At 70.6% G+C, this 18682-nt stretch carries 16 protein-coding genes; 5 read left to right on the top strand and 11 right to left on the bottom strand.

Features of this window, described 5'->3' with window-relative positions; genetic code table 11:
* Nucleotides 1–746: 746 nt before the first annotated feature.
* Both ACWGJO_RS25300 and ACWGJO_RS25295 read right to left on the bottom strand, forming a co-directional pair.
* Nucleotides 747–2114, bottom strand: a complete 1368-nt coding sequence (locus ACWGJO_RS25300; protein ID WP_452187111.1) for a hypothetical protein — start codon at nucleotides 2112–2114, stop codon at nucleotides 747–749.
* Between the two features lie 10 nt (nucleotides 2115–2124).
* Complete coding sequence (locus ACWGJO_RS25295) at nucleotides 2125–2871, bottom strand: hypothetical protein (protein ID WP_452187110.1); 747 nt, start codon at nucleotides 2869–2871, stop codon at nucleotides 2125–2127.
* 29 nt (nucleotides 2872–2900) lie between these two features.
* On the opposite strand from ACWGJO_RS25295, the gene ACWGJO_RS25290 reads away from it, so the two are divergent.
* Entirely contained in the window at nucleotides 2901–3779 is an 879-nt protein-coding gene (locus ACWGJO_RS25290; protein ID WP_452187108.1) for a glycosyltransferase family 2 protein, read from the top strand.
* A gap of 17 nt (nucleotides 3780–3796) precedes the next feature.
* Here the strand turns inward: ACWGJO_RS25290 and ACWGJO_RS25285 are convergent, their stop codons facing one another.
* Genes ACWGJO_RS25285 through ACWGJO_RS25275 form a run of 3 tightly spaced genes read right to left on the bottom strand, consistent with a single transcriptional unit; the run spans nucleotide 3797 to nucleotide 6488 of the window.
* Complete coding sequence (locus ACWGJO_RS25285; protein ID WP_452187106.1) at nucleotides 3797–4936, bottom strand: DegT/DnrJ/EryC1/StrS family aminotransferase; 1140 nt, start codon at nucleotides 4934–4936, stop codon at nucleotides 3797–3799.
* A complete protein-coding gene (locus tag ACWGJO_RS25280; protein WP_452187104.1) occupies nucleotides 4933–5988 on the bottom strand; it encodes an NAD-dependent epimerase/dehydratase family protein in 1056 nt (351 codons plus the stop codon). The genes ACWGJO_RS25285 and ACWGJO_RS25280 overlap by 4 nt, the downstream gene beginning before the upstream one ends.
* Nucleotides 5989–6005: 17 nt before the next feature.
* Nucleotides 6006–6488, bottom strand: a complete 483-nt coding sequence (locus tag ACWGJO_RS25275; protein ID WP_452187102.1) for an NAD-dependent epimerase/dehydratase family protein — start codon at nucleotides 6486–6488, stop codon at nucleotides 6006–6008.
* A 126-nt stretch (nucleotides 6489–6614) separates the two neighbouring features.
* Between ACWGJO_RS25275 and ACWGJO_RS25270 the strand changes: the two genes are divergently transcribed.
* The gene (locus ACWGJO_RS25270) at nucleotides 6615–7976 is read left to right on the top strand and encodes a tetratricopeptide repeat protein (protein WP_452187100.1); all 1362 of its coding nucleotides are present in this window, start codon (nucleotides 6615–6617) and stop codon (nucleotides 7974–7976) included.
* 384 nt (nucleotides 7977–8360) lie between these two features.
* Here ACWGJO_RS25270 and ACWGJO_RS25265 read toward each other — a convergent pair whose 3' ends face one another.
* From ACWGJO_RS25265 to ACWGJO_RS25240, 6 genes are all read right to left on the bottom strand, one after another.
* The gene (locus ACWGJO_RS25265) at nucleotides 8361–8495 is read right to left on the bottom strand and encodes a hypothetical protein (protein WP_452187099.1); all 135 of its coding nucleotides are present in this window, start codon (nucleotides 8493–8495) and stop codon (nucleotides 8361–8363) included.
* A 37-nt stretch (nucleotides 8496–8532) separates the two neighbouring features.
* Nucleotides 8533–8976, bottom strand: a complete 444-nt coding sequence (locus ACWGJO_RS25260) for a spore-associated protein A (RefSeq protein WP_452187097.1) — start codon at nucleotides 8974–8976, stop codon at nucleotides 8533–8535.
* Nucleotides 8977–9290: 314 nt separating this feature from the next.
* Nucleotides 9291–9707, bottom strand: a complete 417-nt coding sequence (locus ACWGJO_RS25255) for a DUF2690 domain-containing protein (RefSeq protein WP_452187095.1) — start codon at nucleotides 9705–9707, stop codon at nucleotides 9291–9293.
* 520 nt (nucleotides 9708–10227) lie between these two features.
* Nucleotides 10228–10656, bottom strand: coding sequence for a DUF2690 domain-containing protein (locus ACWGJO_RS25250; RefSeq protein ID WP_452187093.1), 429 nt, complete (start codon nucleotides 10654–10656; stop codon nucleotides 10228–10230).
* A gap of 202 nt (nucleotides 10657–10858) precedes the next feature.
* Nucleotides 10859–11275: a DUF2690 domain-containing protein gene (locus ACWGJO_RS25245; protein ID WP_452187091.1), complete on the bottom strand. Its 417-nt coding sequence runs from the start codon at nucleotides 11273–11275 to the stop codon at nucleotides 10859–10861.
* Nucleotides 11276–11383: 108 nt separating this feature from the next.
* Nucleotides 11384–11821, bottom strand: a complete 438-nt coding sequence (locus tag ACWGJO_RS25240; RefSeq protein ID WP_452187089.1) for a hypothetical protein — start codon at nucleotides 11819–11821, stop codon at nucleotides 11384–11386.
* 362 nt (nucleotides 11822–12183) lie between these two features.
* On the opposite strand from ACWGJO_RS25240, the gene ACWGJO_RS25235 reads away from it, so the two are divergent.
* The 3 genes from ACWGJO_RS25235 to ACWGJO_RS25225 all read left to right on the top strand — a co-directional run bounded on the left by ACWGJO_RS25235 (nucleotide 12184) and on the right by ACWGJO_RS25225 (nucleotide 18565).
* Nucleotides 12184–16044 (top strand): nSTAND1 domain-containing NTPase, encoded by a 3861-nt coding sequence (locus ACWGJO_RS25235; RefSeq protein WP_452187087.1) that lies wholly within the window; start codon nucleotides 12184–12186, stop codon nucleotides 16042–16044.
* A gap of 719 nt (nucleotides 16045–16763) precedes the next feature.
* On the top strand, nucleotides 16764–17402 hold the full coding sequence (locus tag ACWGJO_RS25230; RefSeq protein WP_401043242.1) for a ParA family protein: 639 nt from the start codon (nucleotides 16764–16766) through the stop codon (nucleotides 17400–17402).
* The gene (locus ACWGJO_RS25225; RefSeq protein WP_452187085.1) at nucleotides 17402–18565 is read left to right on the top strand and encodes a ParB/RepB/Spo0J family partition protein; all 1164 of its coding nucleotides are present in this window, start codon (nucleotides 17402–17404) and stop codon (nucleotides 18563–18565) included. Before ACWGJO_RS25230 ends, ACWGJO_RS25225 begins: the two co-directional genes overlap by 1 nt.
* Nucleotides 18566–18682 lie beyond the last annotated feature (117 nt).

Here is an 18682-nt window from a genome sequence, read left to right as displayed (position 1 = left end):
GGCCACCACAGCGAACCGATCCCCGCCCGCCTCATCGACCCCAGCGACCTCACCCGCTACATCATGAGCACGACATCAACCGAGGGGTGACGCGATATGCGCAACTAATTCATCGACGATCCCTCGTCGAGGGCCTGCTGGGCGGGTCGGCCCCGCGCTCGCGGGGATAGCTCCGCACCATGGCCACCCTCGTCCAGCCCCCGGACGTCGGCCCCGCGCTCGCGGGGATAGCTCCGCACCATGGCCACCCTCGTCCAGCCCCCGGACGTCGGCCCCGCGCTCGCGGGGATAGCTCCACTCTGCGGTGGGGCGTAGACCGGCGCCAGGCTGGGTCATGGCAGCCAGCTGGCAGGCGACGGCTGCGTGGAGGTGAGCACCGTGGCGAGAAGCAACCCGAAGCCCTGTGCCCTCTTCTGGGTCGGGTGCCCAACCAGCGACTCCTCCTACGGGAGGTCGAGGTGGAAGAAGCTGCTGTGGCTCGGGTGAGCGCAGTGCAGCCCGTGGCGCGTGTCGCCGAGCCGTTCGGCGCAAGGACGCCTGCCAGCAGTGCGTGGTAGCCCCGGCCGATGGCGATCCCCGCCATGGACTCGATCATCTCGATCTCGCCCCCGCCTCGGGCATAGGGCTCTCGGACGACGTTGAGCCGGGCGCTGTCCTGCGAGATGACCGCCGGCCCGTCGCCGAACGGGGGCGAACGCGCCAGGCCGTGCCGGTTTCCCCGGAAGCGGAGACGCCACACAGGACGATCAAGCCGGGGCCGCTCGTGCTGGAACCAGGGACCGGTTGATCCACTGTTCCTCCTCCGTCCTGTCGCGTAGGGGAGCGACCAGCCAGGGCACGAGCCGGGGGACCGGGACGGCGGTGACCTGCTCGACCGGGTGGAGAAGCCCTCGGGTACAGGATTCGGCCGTCCAGACCGTGAACCGGGCGTCGGGGTGGGCCGGGTTGATGCCGATCTCCCCCTTGGGGCTGACGCCGTTGAACGGCGTCGAGATCCCCTCCTTGTTCCAGTAGGCCCACGCTTCCAGGGCCTTGGCCTGTTCGAAGCAGTGGTAGAGCTGCGGGTAGCGGTGGAGGAGCCGGATCTCCCGGAAGATCAGCTGACCGAGGAGGTGGGGCGCCGTCCCGGCCAGCGTGCCGGGGTCCGCGCCGTGGAACGTGAGATCCCGGATGTCCTGGCGGGGGTCCAGGGACGTGGCGGCGAAGAGGTGGGACATGCGCTGCCGGACGTAGCCGGCGACCGAGGCCGTCAGGCCGGGCTCGATGCGTCCGACGAGATCGAGGAGCCGGGCGTGGTTCGGGTGGAACCGTCCGAGGTCGAAGAGCGTGCCCATGCCGTTCACGGTGGAGAAGGCGAGGTCCTTGTAGAGCCGGTTGTTCATCTCCCCGCGGTCGGCGTACTCCCGGGTGGCACGGCTGGTGGAGTGGAGCATCAGGTACTCGGCGACGGTCTCGAAGTACAGGTAGCCGAGGTAAGGGAGGACCGGGACCGTGGCGGCGAGCGCGTCGACGAACGGCCCGTCGGGTGTCGCCCCGCCGCTCGCGTTGTGCAGGAGGGTATCGAGGAACGGCGCCGCGACGCGCACCCGGTCCACGACGGATCGCAGGACCCGGGTGTCCTCGGCGGCGGTGAGGACATGCCGGCAAGCCCGGTAGGCGCGCAGGTGGATGCCGCCCAGGCGCAGGTAGTCGAGCCCCTTCAGCGGTGCCGGGCCGACGGGGGTCACTTCAATGACCAGGGGTGTGCTGTTACTCCGGCTCGCCAGGCTGCCGCGGCTGTCCAGCAGGTACGAGCCGAGATTGTGGGGACGCAGCCCGCCGCCGGGTTCCGGGGTGAGCGTGGACCCGTAGACGGCTGCGACCAGGCAGCCGGTGGAGGCGAGCAGGTGGCCGCTGGCGCGCACGGCCGCCAGGTCGCGGGTCAGGTGGAGGAGGTGCACCGGAGTGCCGGCGGTCAGCGAGCGGAGCATCGCGTTGTCGCCCAGCAGCCTCCCGTTCGGTGCCTGTTGGAGGCGCTGGCGCCAGTCGGTCTCGGTCTCGGCCTGTCCTGCCGGGGACGGGCGGTCGGGCAGGGAGCCGTAGTCGGTGTGGGCGTAGTCCCATTCGGCGTGCACGGGGTTCCTTCTACTCGGGCAGCGCGGCGCGGAGCGCGTGTTCCAGCGCCTGGGTGTCGGTGGCTCCGTCGAGGCGCGCCTGTTCGCTGCGGACCACCAGGTCGTGGGCGACCGGGTGGAGCCAGGCGGGGACGGGCAGGCGAAGCCTGCCGGGGTCGGGCCACCAGCGGGCGAGGGGCAGCCGGTAGCGGTCGAGGGCGTCGGCTGCCTTGAGGAGGTCCGCCGCCTCCCGGTGCTGCCGGTGTGCGTTCGCCTGGTCGTCCGTGAAGGCGTGGTGAGCAGTGTCGTGGAGGTCGACGGCGGTGATCGCCTCGGGTGTCGGGGCGGTGCCGAGGGCGGCGGCCACGGTGGCGGTGTTGTTGGCGAGCCAGCGGGCGGCGCGCTGTCCGTGGCCCGGGTCGTCGCGGTCGCGGTGGCGGCGGCAGTCGTGACAGGCCGCTGCGACGGCGAGGGCCTGCGTGCGGCCGGAGTCGGTGCCGTGGAGGTGGGCGAGAACCTGCACCAGGAGTGCGACCCGGGCGCCGTGCCGGACGCCGTGGATCGAGTCGACCGCCTCCCTGCGGGCGAACCATGAGCCTTCGGGTACCAGCAGGAGCGGGCGGTGTGGCATGGTGGCCCGGATACCCGGACCGCTGGGACGGTTGCCGGCGATCCAGGCCAGAGTGGTCCGGTCCATGTACTGGTGGTCCGGGAGCCGGCCTGTCTCGGCCAGTGCGCGCAGCGGCGCGTTCCCGGGCTGCGGTGTCGGCGAGATCACGAAGGGTTCCTCACTTGGGGTCGGGTGCGATGGGCGTCACGCTGGGCGTGGTGGTGCTGACGATGGGAAACCGGCCTGCGGAGCTGATGGCGCTGCTGGAGTCGGTACGGGCCCAGGACGGCGGCGACAGCGGTGTTCGGACCGTGGTGCTCGGGCAGGGCGTGAAGCTGCCCGAGCTGCCGGACTGGGTGGACGCCGTGGAACTGCCGGAGAACCTCGGCATCCCCGGTGGCCGCAACGTCGGCGTCGAGCGGCTGCGCGAACTGGGCGGCACGGACGTGCTGGTCGTCCTGGACGATGACGGTCTGCTGCCCCGCACCGACACTTTCCGGCTGGTCCGGGAAGCGTTCGAGCAGGACCCGCGGCTCGGGATCGTCTCCTTCCGCATCGCGGACGAGACCGGGTTCACCCAGCGCCGGCACGTCCCGCGCCTCGGTGCCAGCGACCCGATGCAGTCCGGGCCGGTCACCACGTTCCTGGGCGGCGGCCACGCCATCCGCATGAGCGTGATCGACCAGGTCGGACTGTTTCCCGCCGAGTTCTTCTACGCCCACGAGGAGACCGACTTCGCCTGGCGCGCGCTGGACGCGGGCTGGCGCATCGACTACCGGGCCGACATGGTGCTGCAGCATCCCCGCACCGACCCGGCCCGGCACACCACCTACTACCGGATGACGGCCCGCAACCGGGTCTGGCTGGCCAAGCGTCACCTGCCTGCGGTCCTGGTTCCGGTCTACCTCACCTCCTGGGCGCTGTACACGCTGGTCCGCCGACCGCCGCTGTCCGGTCTCAAGGCCTGGTGGTCCGGCTTCTTCGAGGGCGTGAGCACACCGTGCCCGCCGCGTCGTCCGATGCGATGGAACACGGTGTGGCGGATGGCGAAGCTGGGCCGGCCGCCGGTGTTCTGACGGCCGGCCCGGTGCGGTCAGGTCCAGATGGCGTGCAGGGCGTCGATGACGCGCTGCACGTCCGTGCCGGTCATGGCCGGGTAGCACGGCAGGGACAGCTGCCGGGCGGCGATCTGCTCGGTGACGGGCAGGTGGCAGTCCGGGGAGCGGTACGCGGCAAGGCGGTGCACCGGCTTGAAGTGCACGCTGGTACCGATCCCGTGCCTGTCCCGAAGGACATCGGCCACCGTGTCCCGTGTCCGGCCGCCGACCGGGTCGATCAGGACCGGGTAGAGGAACCAGCCGTGCCGCACCCCGTCCAGGACGGTCGGCAGTCGCAGGCCGGGAAGGCCGGCCAGGGACCGGTCGTAGGCGGCGGCGATCCGGGCCCGGTGCGCGGTGAAGTCGTTGAGCTTCCGGAACTGTTGGAGGCCGACCGCTGCCGTGATGTCCGGCATCGTGTACTTCAGGCCCGGCACGGTGACCTCGTAGTCGGCGGTCCGGCGCCTGCCGTGCCGCTGCCACACGGAGGAGTCGATGCCGTGCCGGCCGAGCAGGCGGGCGGCCTGGACAAGGTCGCCGCGGCCGACGATCATCCCCCCCTCGCCGCAGGTGATGACCTTGTTGGCGTAGAAGGAGAACACGGCGAGGTCGCCGACGCTGCCCGCCCGCAGGCCGTCGCGCGCGGCGTGCAGGGCGTGGGCGGCGTCCTCGATCAGGAGCAGGCCGTGGTCGTCGGCGAGCTTGCGGAACGCCAGGAGGTCGCAGGGCTGACCGCCGTAGTGCATGACCGTGATGGCCTTCGTCCTGGCGGTGAGAGCCTTCTCCACGGCCTCCGGGTCGAGGTTGTAGGTGACGGGATCGACCTCGGTGAACACCGGGGTGCCGCCGCACCGGACGACGGCGTTCGGGGCCGCGCAGAAGGTCAGGCTCGGGGTGATCACCTCGTCGCCCGCCTTGATCCCGGCCGCCAGCAGGGCGAGGTGGAGGGCGGCGGTGCACGAGGAGACCGCGAACGCCTCGTCGACACCCAGCGCGTCCTTCACCGCCGCCTCGAACCGACTCGCCTTCGGGCCGGCCGTGAGCCAGCCCGAGCGCAGGGTGTCCAGGACCTCGTCTTCCTCCTCCTGTCCGAGCGAGGGCCGGTTCCACGGCAGGAACGGTGGGATGGCCGTCACGGCTTCCCCCACGCGGCGGTGTACTCGGACCGGTACCGCCGACAGGCGGAGGTGCGCAGGGCCCGCACCCTGCCGGTGGTGAAGGCGTCCACCAGGCCCCGGTGGTTGTCGTACTGGGGCTCGTCCGGGTCGGTGATCCGGCGGCTGGCGAGGAGGTCGGCGATCTCCTGGACGCCGTCCTTGAGAGCAGTGGAGCAGGCTCCGGGGATGTGGCGAGCGAAGCGGGCGAAGGAGACGCGGTAGTCGCGGGCGTCGGCTTCGTCCCGCTCCGGACCGCGCTGGATCCTCGATCCAGGCACGATGGCGGCCACAGTCTCGGCGATGTCGGCGATGGTGTGGTTCTCCTGGTCGCTGCCGACGTTCCATGCCCCGGTCAGATCGCCCTCCAGGATGGCGGCGAGCACCCGGGCGACATCGCGGACGTGGACAAGCGGGCGGCGCTGAGCGCCGCCGTTGAGCGGGACGCGCCCGGTGGCGACCGCGCGCGACGCCATGGAGTTGACCACGGAGTCCAGGCGCTGGCGGGGCGAGGAGCCGTGGACGGTCGCCAGTCGAAGGCTCGTCAACGCGGTGACGTCCGCGAGTACGTCGGGCAGGCGCTGTTCGGCGAGGACCTTGGTCCTGGCGTAGATCCCCAGTGGGTTGGGCTCGGTGTCCTCGTCCACGGTGCCCTCGTGCCTGCCGTAGACGCTGCAGGAGGAGAAGAACACGTACCGGCCGACACCGGCGCCGGCAGCGGCCTCGGCAGCGATCATCGGGGCGGCGTAGTTGAGTTCGACGGCCAGCTCCTCGTCCAGCCGGCAGGCCGGCTCACCCACGATCCCGCCGAGGTGGACAACCGCGCCTGCGCCGTCGCAGACCCGGGTCAGCAGGTCGGGGTCGCGCAGGTCGCCGTTGACGAACGTGGCGGCGTCGGGCAGGAGCCGGCCGGGGTCGTCCCCGCGGTTGTAGATCAGGCCGTCCACGACGGTGACGTGGTGGCCGAGCGAGGCGAGGTGGTGGGAGGCGACGGAGCCGATGTATCCGGCTCCGCCGAGCATCACGACGCGCATGGAAGCGGTCCCTTCGTTCAGGCGGCCAGAGAGGCGGCGGGGGTGGCGGGGGTGGCGAACCAGTCCGGTACGGCGTCCGGCGTGGTCCGGAGCCAGTTCACGTAGCGGTCGATGCCCTCGGTGAGGGTGACGGCGGGGCGCCGGCCGAGCAGGTCGGTCGCCCGGCGGGTGTCGGCACAGCCCCCGCGCGGGTCGCCTCCGGACCTCGGCATGTCGACGAACGCGGCGGCGTGGATCACGTAGTCCGCGCGGCCCGCGAGCCACTTCACGGTGGCCCGTTCGCGCACGTCGCCAAGGACGACCTGGGCTCCGTGCCGGCCCACCCGGAACAGGCCGCGCACCAGGTGCGGGTAGGCGTCGAACCGGTCCAGGACGATCGGATTGGCCCCTAACGCGGTGAGCCGGGCGATGCGGCTGCCGACCAGGCCGCCACCACCGGTGACGAGCACGCCGGCCCCGGTCGGCTCGCGCAGGCGCGGATCGAGGTACACGTCGGCCATGAGGCATCGACCTCCATTTGAGGTGCGGGTTTGTGCAGTCAGTGAACAGCCGGCCACGCTCGGGCGGTACGGTGATGGCCCGCTCATCCCGTTCAATCCGTTCAAGATCACTTCTGGGGGAGTGAGTTGACTGGACGCAAGGAGCCGAACCGGCAGTTGGCGGCCGTCCTCGAGGAAGCCGGGTGTACGTACGAAGCCCTGGCCAAGGCGGTCCGTGCCGTTGCGGCGGAAGCCGGGGAAACGCTGCACACCTCGCGATCGGCCGTGCTCTCCTGGGTCAGGGGCGGAACCCCGACCGGCAGGACCGCGGCCTACCTGGCCGAGGCCTTGACCAGAGCGGTGAAGCGGAAGGTGACGACCGCCGAGATCGGCCTAGGCTTCCCGGCCATCGGGGAGGCCATGCCCCCTGATCCCCTGGCAACCGCTGCCGACCTCGGGAGACTTGTCATGTTCCACCGCCGCGACTTCCTCGCCCTCGCCTTCTCCACCGCCACCGTCGGGCTTCCGCTCACCTACGACCACCAGGCCGTCGCCGCCACCCTCCGGGGCGCGACGGGCAGCCTTGGCCGCAAGGTCGGAGCCGGAGAGGTCTCCACCGTCCGGCAGCTCACCGAGACGTTCAGGACCGCCGACGAGAAGCTGGGAGGCGGCCACGGCCTGTCCACGGTGTCGTCCTTCCTGGCGGACACCGTCGTGCCGATGCTCCAGGCCACGTTCCCGTCGGAGGAAGTCCGGCGGAGCGCCTACGGGGCGGCGTCCGAGCTGGCGACCCTGGTCGGGTGGAAGTGCCACGACCTCGGCCGCGAGGGCGCCGCACAGAGGTTCTACCTCCTCGCCTACCAGCTCGCCTGCGAGTGCGACCCCGCAGGTCACGGGGCCTGGATGATGCGCGCCCTCACCCACCAGGCCCTCGACCTGAACCAGACCGGGCACTGTGTCGAACTGGCCGAGGCCGCACTCGCGCGGGCCCGAGGCAAGGTCGACCGCAGGACGGAGGCACTGCTGCTGGTGACGGCCGCCCGGGCCTACGGAGCGAGCGGCCAGAGCAGGACCGCCGCCGGGGCGCTCCTGGCCGCCGAGGACGCCATGCTCGCCGGCGACGACGACGTTCCCTCCTACGCCGCCGCCTCCGGCCCGGTCGCGGCCACCGTGGCATCGCACACCGGCAAGACCCTGACCGAGATGAAGGACCACCGGGCCGCTGAACGGCACTACCGCGCGGCGCTGGAGGGCCGCGTGCCAGGGACGTACCAGCGCGTTCGCGGCCTGACCATCGCGAACCTCGCCAAATCCGTAGCGGCCCAGCACCGCCACGAGGAGGCCGTGATCCTGTGGAACCAGTGCCTGGACCTCATGGACGGCGTGGCGTCCGACCGCAACGAGAAGGAGTTGAGGACGGTGCGTTCGACCATGGCCGTCTACAGCCGGCGGGGAATCCCCGGCGCCCCCGAACTCGCTCAGCGGGCCACCGAACTGGCAGCCGTGTGACAACAGAGCAGATGGCACGGCGAGGACCCGCGCACCCGGGTCCGAGGAAGGATTCGATCACTCCGCCCTAACCGGGGACGGCCGACGGGACCGGCCGCCGCCCGACTCGGTGAAGGCCCGGCAACCGCAACGACTGCCAGACGTCGCAGGCCGATGGCGACGACCATCACCTGCTGGTCGGGGAGTGACGGCAGTTCTTGCCGGAGGCTGCGATCGCCCGGTCCCGGGTGGCGGCGGGCGACGCAGCCTGGTCTCACCGGCGAGTCCTCAGCGGTAACCGTCCGCCCTGGTGCCGGTGGCAGGAGCGAGGTTCGGCCACGGGTGCCCCGCCCTGTCGGAGGCAGCAGACAGTAGGAAATCAAGAACAGTGCATCCCGGGGTCGTTCAGTCTGACACCGAGGAAACCATGCTCGCGAGCACGAGGCCGAACTCCTGGCGGCAGACCTGGAATGCGGACCCGGGTGCGGGCTGATTGGTCGCCCACAGGTCGCCGGCCGTGCCGACGACGGTGCCGATCATGCTGCCGTCGGCGGTGAGGGAGACGGCGAGCCCTTCGCTACCCGCAGTGCGACCTGAACTGGTACTCCCCGGTGAATGCGGGCTCCACGAAGCCGCCCCAGTTGAGGCAGGTGGCCCGCCCGTTCGCGTACACCGGGCCTGCGTAGTAGCGGTAGAGGTCCCTGTCCACCTCTTCGAAGTTGTCGGCGGTGCGCTGGATCCAGGCGTCCATGGATCGGGCAGACCCGGGGTATTCGGCCACCGTCACGACGCAGTTGTACCCGCTGTCCGAATAGGTGAGGAAGATGTGGGCACCCGACTCCAGTCGCAGACTGTCGATGACCCGGTATCCGCTGCCGCAGGCGCCGTTGTATCCGGCGGCCGCCTGATCCGTTCCGAGACGCGAGGGCACCTCGGCCGCGATTGCCGTTGCAGGCGATGCCATCAGCAGCGCTCCGCTTGCGAGCAGCGATGCTGCGGCTGCCTTGAAGTTGCCCTTCATTTCTCTCCCTCGGGGTTGATCTCCTTGTGGCGATTCATTTCATCGGCGAGAATTCGCCCGGACTGATTTCGGAGTGCGCTTGGCCGAGCAGTGGAAATGGCAGGGGCACGGGTGGGGTGTGACCGTGAGTCACGCCCCCACCCGGGTGGTCGCGCCGACCCCGATTCGGACCATCCCGGCAGGAGGGCGGGACCACGTGCAGCCCGCAGTACGGATTTCGGGCCCCGCCGATGCATCAACTGCAGGCCCTACCGAAGGAAGGGATCTGCGCTACCACGGCAGCTTTCCCGGATCCCCGAACGGGCGGAGGGGCCTCAGTGCCAGCCGGTGCAGTTTCCTTGCTGCAAGCAAGCACGCGCCCTCCCCGAGCCGTCGACCATATTGCCGAAAGAGTTGGGGCCTTTCGCCTCCCACCACTGGGAGGTGCTGGCGTTCTCCACCCAGAACCACTGCCCCTTCGCGCCACCGGAAAGCCGGGCCCAGTTCGCCTTGCATGAAGAGCTGTAGCGCAGTTCGATCGTGCCGTACTCCGACCACGCCGATTCCACCATGTAGGCGTCTGTGTTGCAGCCCATGTCTATCGGGTCCTGCCCGTTGCAGGAGGACCCGTAGCAGCTGGCCGTGACCTGGGTGGTGGCAGCGGATGCGGTCGGAGCGGCGAGCCCGCCCAGCGCCGTCGCAGCTGCTGCGAGGCCGAACAGGATCTTGGCCGTGCAATTCGTGCGCTTCATGGGATTCCTTTCCTGGAGGCGAGGTGATTGACGCTGCCTGTCCGGCCGCCGGGCCGGTCCAGCGCTTCGCGTTCGAACTGCGTCTGCCGCCTGATCCGTTCCGGGATGCGGGGGGACCTCGGTCGCGGATGCCGTTGCGGCCGATGCCATCAGCAGCGCTCCGCTTGCGAGCAGCGATGCTGCCGCTGCCTTGAAGTTGCCCTTCATTTCTGTCCCTCGGGGTTGATCTCCTTGTGGCGATTCATTTCATCGGCGAGAATTCGCCCGGACTGATTTCGGCGCGTGCTTGGCCGAGCAGTGGGAAAAGCAGGCGCCCGGGTGGGGTGTGCCTCTCAGTCACACCCCACCCGGGCGGTCACGCCGACCCCGATTCGGACCATCCCGGCAGGAGGGCGGGACCACGTGCGGCCCGCAGTACGGATTTCGGGCCCCGCCGATGCATCAACTGCAGGCCCTACCGAAGGAAGGGATCTGCGCTACCACGGCAGCTTTCCCGGATCCCCGAACGGGCGGAGGGGCCTCAGTGCCAGCCGGTGCAGATGGGGTGCTCCCCGTTATCGATGCAGGCTCGCGCTTGGACCGAACCGTTGACCATGTTGCCGAAGCTGGTGGAGCCGGTCGCGATCCACCCGTGGATGTTCTGGTTCGTGTTCTGCACCCAGAAGTTCTGCCCGATCGAGGTGCCGGAGATCCGGGCCCAGTTCGCCCTGCACGAAGGGCTGTAGCGGAGTTCGATCGTGCCCAACGTCGAGGCGACCGATTCCACCGTGTAGGCGTCCGGGCTGCAGCCCATGTCCACCGGGTCCTGCCCGTTGCAGGAGGACCCGTAGCAGCCGGCGGTGACTCGGGACGTGGCGGCGGATGCGGTCGGAGCGGCGAGCCCGCCCAGCGCCGTCGCGGCCACCGCGACACCGACCAGGACCCTGCCCAGACGATTCGTACGCTTCATTCGGATTTCCTTCCCTGTAAGAAGGGGGTCGGCAGAAGTTGCGTGTGTCGGCGTGCACCCGACGAGGCAGGGATGGCAGGACCGCGGGTGGGGTGTTGACCGTGGGCCACACCCCACCCGGGCGTCAGCTGCCGACCCCGCCGAGGACGGGGAGCTGCGCTACCACCGCAGCTTCCCGGATGCCCGAACGGGCGAAGGAGCCTCAGTGCCAGTTGGTGCAGGCGCCGGTAGCGATGCAGGCACGCGCCTTGCCTGAGCCATCGACCATGTCGCCGTATCCGGTGGAGCCGATCGCGTGCCACCACACGACTCGGCTTTCGTTGTACACGTAGAACTCCTGCCCGTTCGAGGCACCGGAGATCCGGGCCCAGTTCGCCCTGCACGAAGGGCTGTAGCGAAGTTCGATCGTGCCCAACGTCGAGGCGACCGATTCCACCGTGTAGGCGTCCGGGCTGCAGCCCATGTCCACCGGGTCCAGTCCGTTGCAGGAGGACCCGTAGCAGCCGGCGGTGACTCGGGACGTGGCGGCGGATGCGGTCGGAGCGGCGAGCCCGCCCAGCGCCGTCGCGGCCACCGCGACACCGACCAGGACCCTGCCCAGACGATTCGTACGCTTCATTCGGATTTCCTTCCCTGAAGAGGCGTGATTGACGTTGCCCGGCGGGCTCGGCACTGCCCGCCGCATGCGCACCGGTCAGCGCGACGCTGCCGGCCGCAGGGTTGAGTCTCAGTGCGCGTTGGTGTAGAGGTAGCGACCGGTGTCCCAGTCGTAGATGGCGAGTTTGATGGTCTTGCCCGCGTCCGAGCGCCCGTAGTCGGTGGCTCCCCACCAGCCGCCGCCCACGTCGATCGTGGCGGGCGTGCCGAACCAGTCCCACCCGCTGCCGTTCCACGTCAGGATCCACAGGTTCTGGCCCTGGTGGGTGGTGTAGGAGTACGAGTCGACGTACTCGTGACCGTCGCTTCCCCAGTAGACGTTCATCCACGCGACCTCATCGGTGGCGCTGACGACGTCGCACCAGTGGTAGCCGGCCGCGCACGTGATCGAGGAGTTGAGCTGTTGCGGTGCGGCGGAGGCCGGTGCGGCGAAGGCCATGGCGCTGCCGATGAGCGCCGCGCTCGATGCGAGAGCGACCATGGCGGTACGGATCTTGACCGGTGGCATTGCTGTCTCCTGTCGGTATGAAGAACGGCGGAGGCTTCGAGGCGTTCCAAGCGCCGTGGGTCTCGGTCGCCGTTGCCCTTCACAGGTGTGGTGAACGCGGCCCGCACACGGGCGGTGGCACCCCCGGGGCACGGTCGTGCCGGTGCCAGGGCCAGCCGTTGCTGTGCTCCGGCCTCGGCACACTTCGAGTTTTCACAGCCGTCCGGTTGTTGCGCAGCTCTCCCCACCACTCGAAACAAAATGCTGCTCCACAGGTCAGAAGGACCCCTGGAACGAGACATGCTGATGAGAGGCCGTTGCCGTGGGCTTCCTCGGTACGTACGTTGACGGTCCGGTATGTCGCCGAGTGGGGGAGGACGCGGATGGGCCGGCAGGAGAGCCCGCTGGATCCGGCCGCAGGGCCGGTCCAACGCTTCGCGTTCGAGCTGCGCCGGTTGCGCGGGGAAGCCGGAGACCTCACCTACCGGGCGATGGCCGGCCGTACCCGCTATTCGGTCGCGACGCTGTCGCGGGCGGCCGGCGGTCAGCAACTTCCCTCGCTGCCGGTGGCGTTGGCCTACGTGGAGGCCTGTGGCGGGGACACCGCGGAGTGGGAGCGGCGTTGGCACGCCGCGGTGCGGGACACGGCAGCCGAGGACGGTGACGACGCCGATGCTCCGTACCGGGGCCTGGCCCGCTTCGAACCCGGTGACCGGGAGCGGTTCTTCGGCAGGGACCGGCTCGTCGCCGACCTGATGGAACTGGTGGACTCCCGTCGCATGGTCGCTGTCGTGGGTGCCTCGGGCAGCGGCAAGTCCTCCCTGCTGCGCGCCGGACTGATTCCGGCGCTCCGGGACCGGGGCGCGACGGGCACAGGTCCGGCCGCCATCCGGATCCTCACTCCGGGCCCGCGGCCGGCCTCCGACCATGCCGCGCTGATGGCGCCCGCGAACGGCACGGGCGACACGGTGCTGGTGGTGGACCAGTTCGAGGAGGTGTTCACGCTGTGCACCGATCCGGCGGAACGCGCGGCCTTCCTCGGCCTGTTGCTGGCGGCGTGCGCGCCGGACAGCCGATTACGGGTGGTCCTGGCGGTGCGGGCGGACTTCTTCGGCCGTTGTGCGGACCACCACGGCCTGGCCGTGGCCCTGCGGGAGGCCACGCTGCTGGTCGGGCCGATGGGCCAGGCCGAGCTGCGAGAGGCCATCGTCAAGCCGGCCGCCGGCGCGGGCCTGATCGTCGAACGCGCCCTCACCTCAAGGATCATCGAGGAGGTCGACGGCGAACCGGGCGGGCTCCCGCTGCTGTCGCACGCCCTGCTGGAGACCTGGCGCCGCCGCAAGGGCAGGACACTGACGGAAGCCGCCTACGAAGCCGCCGGCGGGGTACGCGGCGCCATCGCCCGCACCGCGGAGCGAGCCTACGGCGGCCTGACACCGGAACAGGCCACCACTGCCCGGCGCATCCTGCTGCGACTGGTCACCCCGGGCGACGGCGCTCAGGACACGAGCCGTCCCGCCGACCGCAGCGAACTCGAATCCCTCGGCACCGGCGACACCGGCACCGCGGGGGTGCTCGAAGGCCTGGCCCGCGCCCGGCTGATCACCCTGGACGGCGACACCGTCCACCTCGCCCACGAAGCTTTGATCAGCTCCTGGCCGCGCCTGAACACGTGGGTCGACGACGCCCGCGACAGGCTGCGCCACCACCGGCGCCTCACCGAGGCCGCCAAGGCCTGGGAGGACTTGGGCCGCGACCCCGGAGCGCTCTACCGGGGCACCCTCCTGGCAACGGCCGAAGCGGCCTTCGCGACCGGCGGGCACCGCGACGACCTCACCCCGCTGGAGTTCGAGTTCGTCAGGGCCGCTCTCGCCGCCCGAAGCCGAGAACAGCAAAGCGCAGCACGTTCAGCCCGACGGCTGCGCACCCTCCTCGGCACGCTGTCCGCCCTGGTCGTCCTTGTGCTGCTGACCGGGGTGATCGCGTGGCAGCAGAATCGGACCGGCGAACGTCGTCGCACGGAGGCCGCCGCCCGTCGGGCCGCCGCGGTGGCGGACGGCATGCGCACCTCCGACCCCGTCACGGCAATGCGGCTGAGCCTCGCCGCGTGGAAGACCGCCGATCTTCCCGAGTCACGGTCCGCTCTGCTCGGCGCCGCCGTCCAGCCGGATGAGGACGTCTTCACCGACCCGCCCTCCGGCAAACCCGTCCCGCAGACCCACTTCCTCAGCGGCGACGGCCGCACCTTCGTCGGTGTCGGCCGCGACGAGGTGGTGAAGTGGGACGTCGACACGCACCGCCGGGTGGCTTCGCTGCCCGGATTGGGCGCCGAAGCGGACGACGTGGACGACATGAGCGCCGACGCCCGGACCCTCGCCGTGTTCGAGCACGACCATGTGAACGTGTGGAACCTGCCCGAGGAGAGTACGGGCGTGGCCCCGGTGTCACGCCATTCCTCCGGTCCCGGCCTGGACCCGACCGCGGCCCGGCTCAGCCCCAGCGGACGGACCCTGCTCCTCTACGCTGTCGCGGGCGAGGACGATGTGGTCCAGGTCCGGGATGTCCGCGACGGCCGGTTGCTGCTCGAACGACGCGCCGGGGGCGGTGAGCGCAGGCCGGTCGGCCCCGACGAGCTACGCGGCGTACCTGAAGCCAGGCAGCGGCGGATGTGGGTGGAGGACCGCATGCAGCACTACCCGTACCCCGATGCGTCGCTCAGCCCCGACGACCGCCTGATGGCGCTGTGCGTTCCGGGCGAGCCCGTCCAGGTGTGGAATGTGCCCGAACAGCGCCAGGTCCCCACCCCCTGGGCCCCCGACGTCACCGCGCAGCAGTGCCTCAACCAGGCGGTCGGGTTCGCGCAGGACGGCCGCCGGCTGGCAGTCGTCGACGGCGGCGGAGTCCGGATCTGGGACATTGCCTCGGGAACGGAGCTCCCGCGGATCGAGCACGCCGACATCAGGGAGGCGGCGTTCAGCGCGGACGGAACGCTCATGGTGGCGTCGGACGGCAAGGAGGTGCTGTCGTGGCGCCTTGACACCCCATCGGTCCCGTTCCTGCGGCATCCGCTCGCCAACACCGACGCCAGCCAGTTCAGGCTGGATCCGGCCGCACACAGGATCCGCTACCTGGAGGGCCCGACCGGAGCGGCGGTCCGCACCATCGACCTCACGAGTGTCCTCGCTCCGGCCTGGACGAGCCGACCGATCTCGGCTGCCGTGTTCAGCCCGGACGGCAGCACACTCGCCACGCTGGCGTCGCCCGAGGGCGGGGACATGTACCGCTTCCAACTGCGCGATCTCCGCGGGCCAGGAAACGTCGTCGACCTCCCCGCCACGTCCTGCACCTCGCGGCGCCGGAGCTCCATGCCCTGCACCGTCCTCACGGCCTTTCGTCCCGACGGGGGAGCCTTCGCCTTCAGCGTCTTCGACCGCTTGCAGTGGGACGCACCCCCCAAGGTGTCCATCTGGGACGTCTCCACCGCCAGCGTCACCGCGACCCTGGACCTCGTGGCCGGTGAGAGGCTCACCGTGTCCACGGTCAACGCGATCGCCTTCACACCGGACGGACGATCGCTCCTGGTGTCACAGATGGAGCAGGACGGGGCCGTGGAAGTCTGGGACCTGTCCCAGAGGGCCAGAACACGGGTGATCTCCGGCATCGGCGGGGAACAACTCGCCGTCCGGCCGGACGGACAACTGCTCGTCACCTCGCACAACCAACTCGCCGACCTGCCGTCAGGCGAGGTGAACCCCGGTGCGCTCACCCAGAACACGACCCACACCGTGGCCTTCAGCCCGGACAGCCGGTACCTGGCCACCGGCGACGAAGCCGGCCGCGTCACACTCTGGGACGGCAATGCCGAGCGGAACCTGGGTGTACTGCCCGGCACCTTCAGACCCAACGCCGCAGGGGTGTTCGACCCCATCTCCGCACTCGCCTTCTCCCACGACGGCCGCACCCTGGCCGCCGCGGGCAACGACGGCACACTGCGGATGTGGGACCTCGCATCCCACCAACCACTCGGCCCCGCCCTCCCCACACCAGGAGGCGCCACCCTCTCCCTGGCCTTCAGCCCCGACGACCGCACCCTGCGCATGGCGACCGAGCACGTACCAGGGCACGAGGTCATGATGGCCCCGGACCGGGAAGCCGCCGGCATCTGCGAACGAGCCGGAGGCGGACTGCCGCAGACCGACTGGGCCACGTACCTCCCCGAAGTGCCCTACCGGAAGGTCTGCTGACCCCGACGGTGCGATTCCCTGCGGGCTCTCGCCACCGATCGTGCGCTCGTTGTCCAGCTGTACGACCAGCCGCCGACGGCGCTCCAGTTCACGGTGAGCGGCAGGACGAGGTCCGGGGCCTCCGAGGCGGCGATGTCGGGTTGGTTGCACGTCGAAGTTCAGCCCGAGAAGGCCGTCTCGGCCCAACGTCCGCATCCGCCCGGTCGGGAATGCCCGTCGCCGATCCGGAGCCCACTGACCGCCCGCTCGCCGACGGGCAGCGCACCGGGACCACATGCGAGCACCACCGACGTTCACCCTGCCCAGCTCGGGCCCGGAGTCGGCCGTCACCGGGTGGCCGGATCCGGGCGGAACTCACCGTGCCATGACCGTCGGCCTGCGTCGCGGAATCCGGCACGCGCACGACGCGCCCGCCCAGGCGAATGGCCGGTGCTCACAAATTCCCCCCTCCGTCAAACAGGCATCACCGCAGGTGGAAACCCTGAAGATTGGAAGTCATCTCAGGAAAGAAGGGCGGTTTTCCGGGAGTCCTGCGATCGCGATCCAACCCTTTTGTGCTCCATGACACGCGGGTCGTGTCAGGCTCCGGGCTGATCATCTGGAATGCTGTTCCCCGTCCGCCGACCACGGCTTTGAGCGGCGGGCATCCGCAGTACCGGGCACTCGGCCCGGGAAGCCCACGGAGAGAACGGAACATCATGAAGCCATCCGTGCTTGTCGTGTCCACCGACCCCCAGGGGTCCGCCGTCGTCTGGGCCGAGCGGGTGGGAGACAACCTGCCCTTCGACTTCATGGCGGCACACGACCACGCCGAGCAGCTGATCCACCTGAAGAACACCGGCGCGAAGATCCACGTCATCGCCAACCAGAAGGGCGGCGTGGGCAAGACCACCACCACGGTCAACCTCGCGGCGTGCACCTTCGACGTCCTCGGTGAGAAGGACGAGTACCAGCACATCTTCATCGACACGCCGGGCACCCTGGCGGACGAGGAGATCCTGCGCAGGGCCCTGGAGATCGCGGACGACGTCCTGGTCCCGATGATCACCGAACCGCTGTGCTTCGACCCGACGGCCCGGACCATCCAGCAGGTCATCGAGCCGATGGACATCCCCTTCCGGGTCGTCGTCAACAACTGGGACCCCCGGGACGGCCGCGCCGACCTCGAGGACACCGAGGCGTACATCAGCGCGAAGGGGTGGCCCCGCGCCAAGACCGTGCTGCGCAGGTACAAGATCCACTCGCGGGCGGTGGCCGAGGGAACGGTCGTCACCCAGTACAAGGAGAGCGGTACCGCCTACCGGGCCCGCGAGGACTTCTTCCGCCTGTCCCTCGAGCTGGGTTACGGGGGCCGCTGATGGCAGGCCGTCGCGTCTCCTTCGCCTCGATGGCCGGCGACCCGGTCGTCAACGCCCCGGGTGTGGACGCCGCCAACGACGCCCCGGTGGCCAAGTGGATCCCCACCGCCAGCTGCCTTCCCAACCCGCGCAACCCCCGTGACGAGCTTGGCGACCTCTCCGACCTGGCGAGCATCAAGGACCGCCAGCTGCAGAGCTGCCTCGCCGTCACCCCGGCCGCCTACCTGAGGCTGTGGCCGGAGGACCGGCTGACGCTGGGTGCGGGTCCGCAGGACGTCGTCATCGTCAACGGCAACCGCCGGCGGGCCGCCGCGCAGCTGTACGGGCGCGAGCAGCTGCTCGTCGTCGTGGACGACTCGGTGGCGGAGTCCAAGGCGACCCTGCTGCGGGCCGCGCTCGACGAGAACATGGCGCGCAAGGACTTCGATCCGATCGAGGAGGCCAACGCGGTCCTGCTCATCGTGGCGCAGTACCCGACCGCCAAGGAGGCCGCCGAGGCGGAGGGCTGGTCCCAGAGCTGGATCTCGCACCGCAAGAACCTGCTGAAGCTCCACCCGGAGCTGCAGCGCCAGGTGCGGGCCAAGGCGCGCGGCGAGGAGGGCGTCTCCATCAACGTCGCCCGCCGGCTCGGGTCGGTGAAGGGCATCGAGGGGATGTCCCTGGCCGGGCAGACCGCGGAGCTGGAGCAGCTGCTCCAGGCCGACGCCGATGCGGTGGCCGCCAGGCGCGCCGCGAAGCTGGAGGCCAAGGCCGCCGCCAAGGCACCGGCCGAGGCTCCCGCACCGCAACCCGCCGCGGCTCCCTCTGCCGCGGCCGCGGCCCAGCCGGCCACGGCCGCAGAGGCGGCACCGGCCCCCGTGCAGGCGCCGGCCCCCGCCGCCCGGCCGGAGCCCGCGCCCCGCACCCCGGTCGCGAGCACCGAGCCCGTCCAGGACACCGAGCGATTTTCCGCGGAAAACGCCGAGCCGCTCCCGATGCCGGAGCAGCGGGCCGTCGCCCCGGCGGACGAGCAGCCGTCGGCCGACCCGCAGACGGAACTCGGCGACGTCGACTGGCACAACGTGGAGGAGCTGGCGGACGCCATCTGCCGCACCCTCTCGGCCGACGAGGCCTACCGCCTCGCCGACGCCCTGGCCAACCGACTGCTGACGACCAGCAGCTGACACACCCGTGGGGGGGGGGGGGGCCCCCGAGCGGGGGGGGGGGGGGCACCCCCCCACAGAGGGCGCGGACGCGCCCCGGGCGCGCACCGCGCACAGAAGAGGCCCCCCCCCCCCCGG

This window comes from Kitasatospora sp. NPDC054795 (genome assembly GCF_053611565.1).
The sequence above is the reverse complement of the archived record's forward strand: the minus strand, read 5'-3'. Positions and strand labels throughout refer to the sequence as shown.

Excerpts from the sequence above, each read along its gene's own strand:
- ACWGJO_RS25290 (WP_452187108.1), top strand. The coding sequence starts at position 2,901 with ATGGGCGTCACGCTGGGCGTGGTGGTGCTGACGATGGGAAACCGGCCT.
- ACWGJO_RS25280 (WP_452187104.1), bottom strand. The coding sequence starts at position 5,988 with ATGCGCGTCGTGATGCTCGGCGGAGCCGGATACATCGGCTCCGTCGCC.
- ACWGJO_RS25275 (WP_452187102.1), bottom strand. The coding sequence starts at position 6,488 with ATGGCCGACGTGTACCTCGATCCGCGCCTGCGCGAGCCGACCGGGGCC.
- ACWGJO_RS25265 (WP_452187099.1), bottom strand. The coding sequence starts at position 8,495 with ATGATCGGCACCGTCGTCGGCACGGCCGGCGACCTGTGGGCGACCAAT.
- ACWGJO_RS25260 (WP_452187097.1), bottom strand. The coding sequence starts at position 8,976 with ATGAAGGGCAACTTCAAGGCAGCCGCAGCATCGCTGCTCGCAAGCGGA.
- ACWGJO_RS25255 (WP_452187095.1), bottom strand. The coding sequence starts at position 9,707 with ATGAAGCGCACGAATTGCACGGCCAAGATCCTGTTCGGCCTCGCAGCA.
- ACWGJO_RS25250 (WP_452187093.1), bottom strand. The coding sequence starts at position 10,656 with ATGAAGCGTACGAATCGTCTGGGCAGGGTCCTGGTCGGTGTCGCGGTG.
- ACWGJO_RS25245 (WP_452187091.1), bottom strand. The coding sequence starts at position 11,275 with ATGAAGCGTACGAATCGTCTGGGCAGGGTCCTGGTCGGTGTCGCGGTG.
- ACWGJO_RS25240 (WP_452187089.1), bottom strand. The coding sequence starts at position 11,821 with ATGCCACCGGTCAAGATCCGTACCGCCATGGTCGCTCTCGCATCGAGC.
- ACWGJO_RS25235 (WP_452187087.1), top strand. The coding sequence starts at position 12,184 with ATGGGCCGGCAGGAGAGCCCGCTGGATCCGGCCGCAGGGCCGGTCCAA.
- ACWGJO_RS25225 (WP_452187085.1), top strand. The coding sequence starts at position 17,402 with ATGGCAGGCCGTCGCGTCTCCTTCGCCTCGATGGCCGGCGACCCGGTC.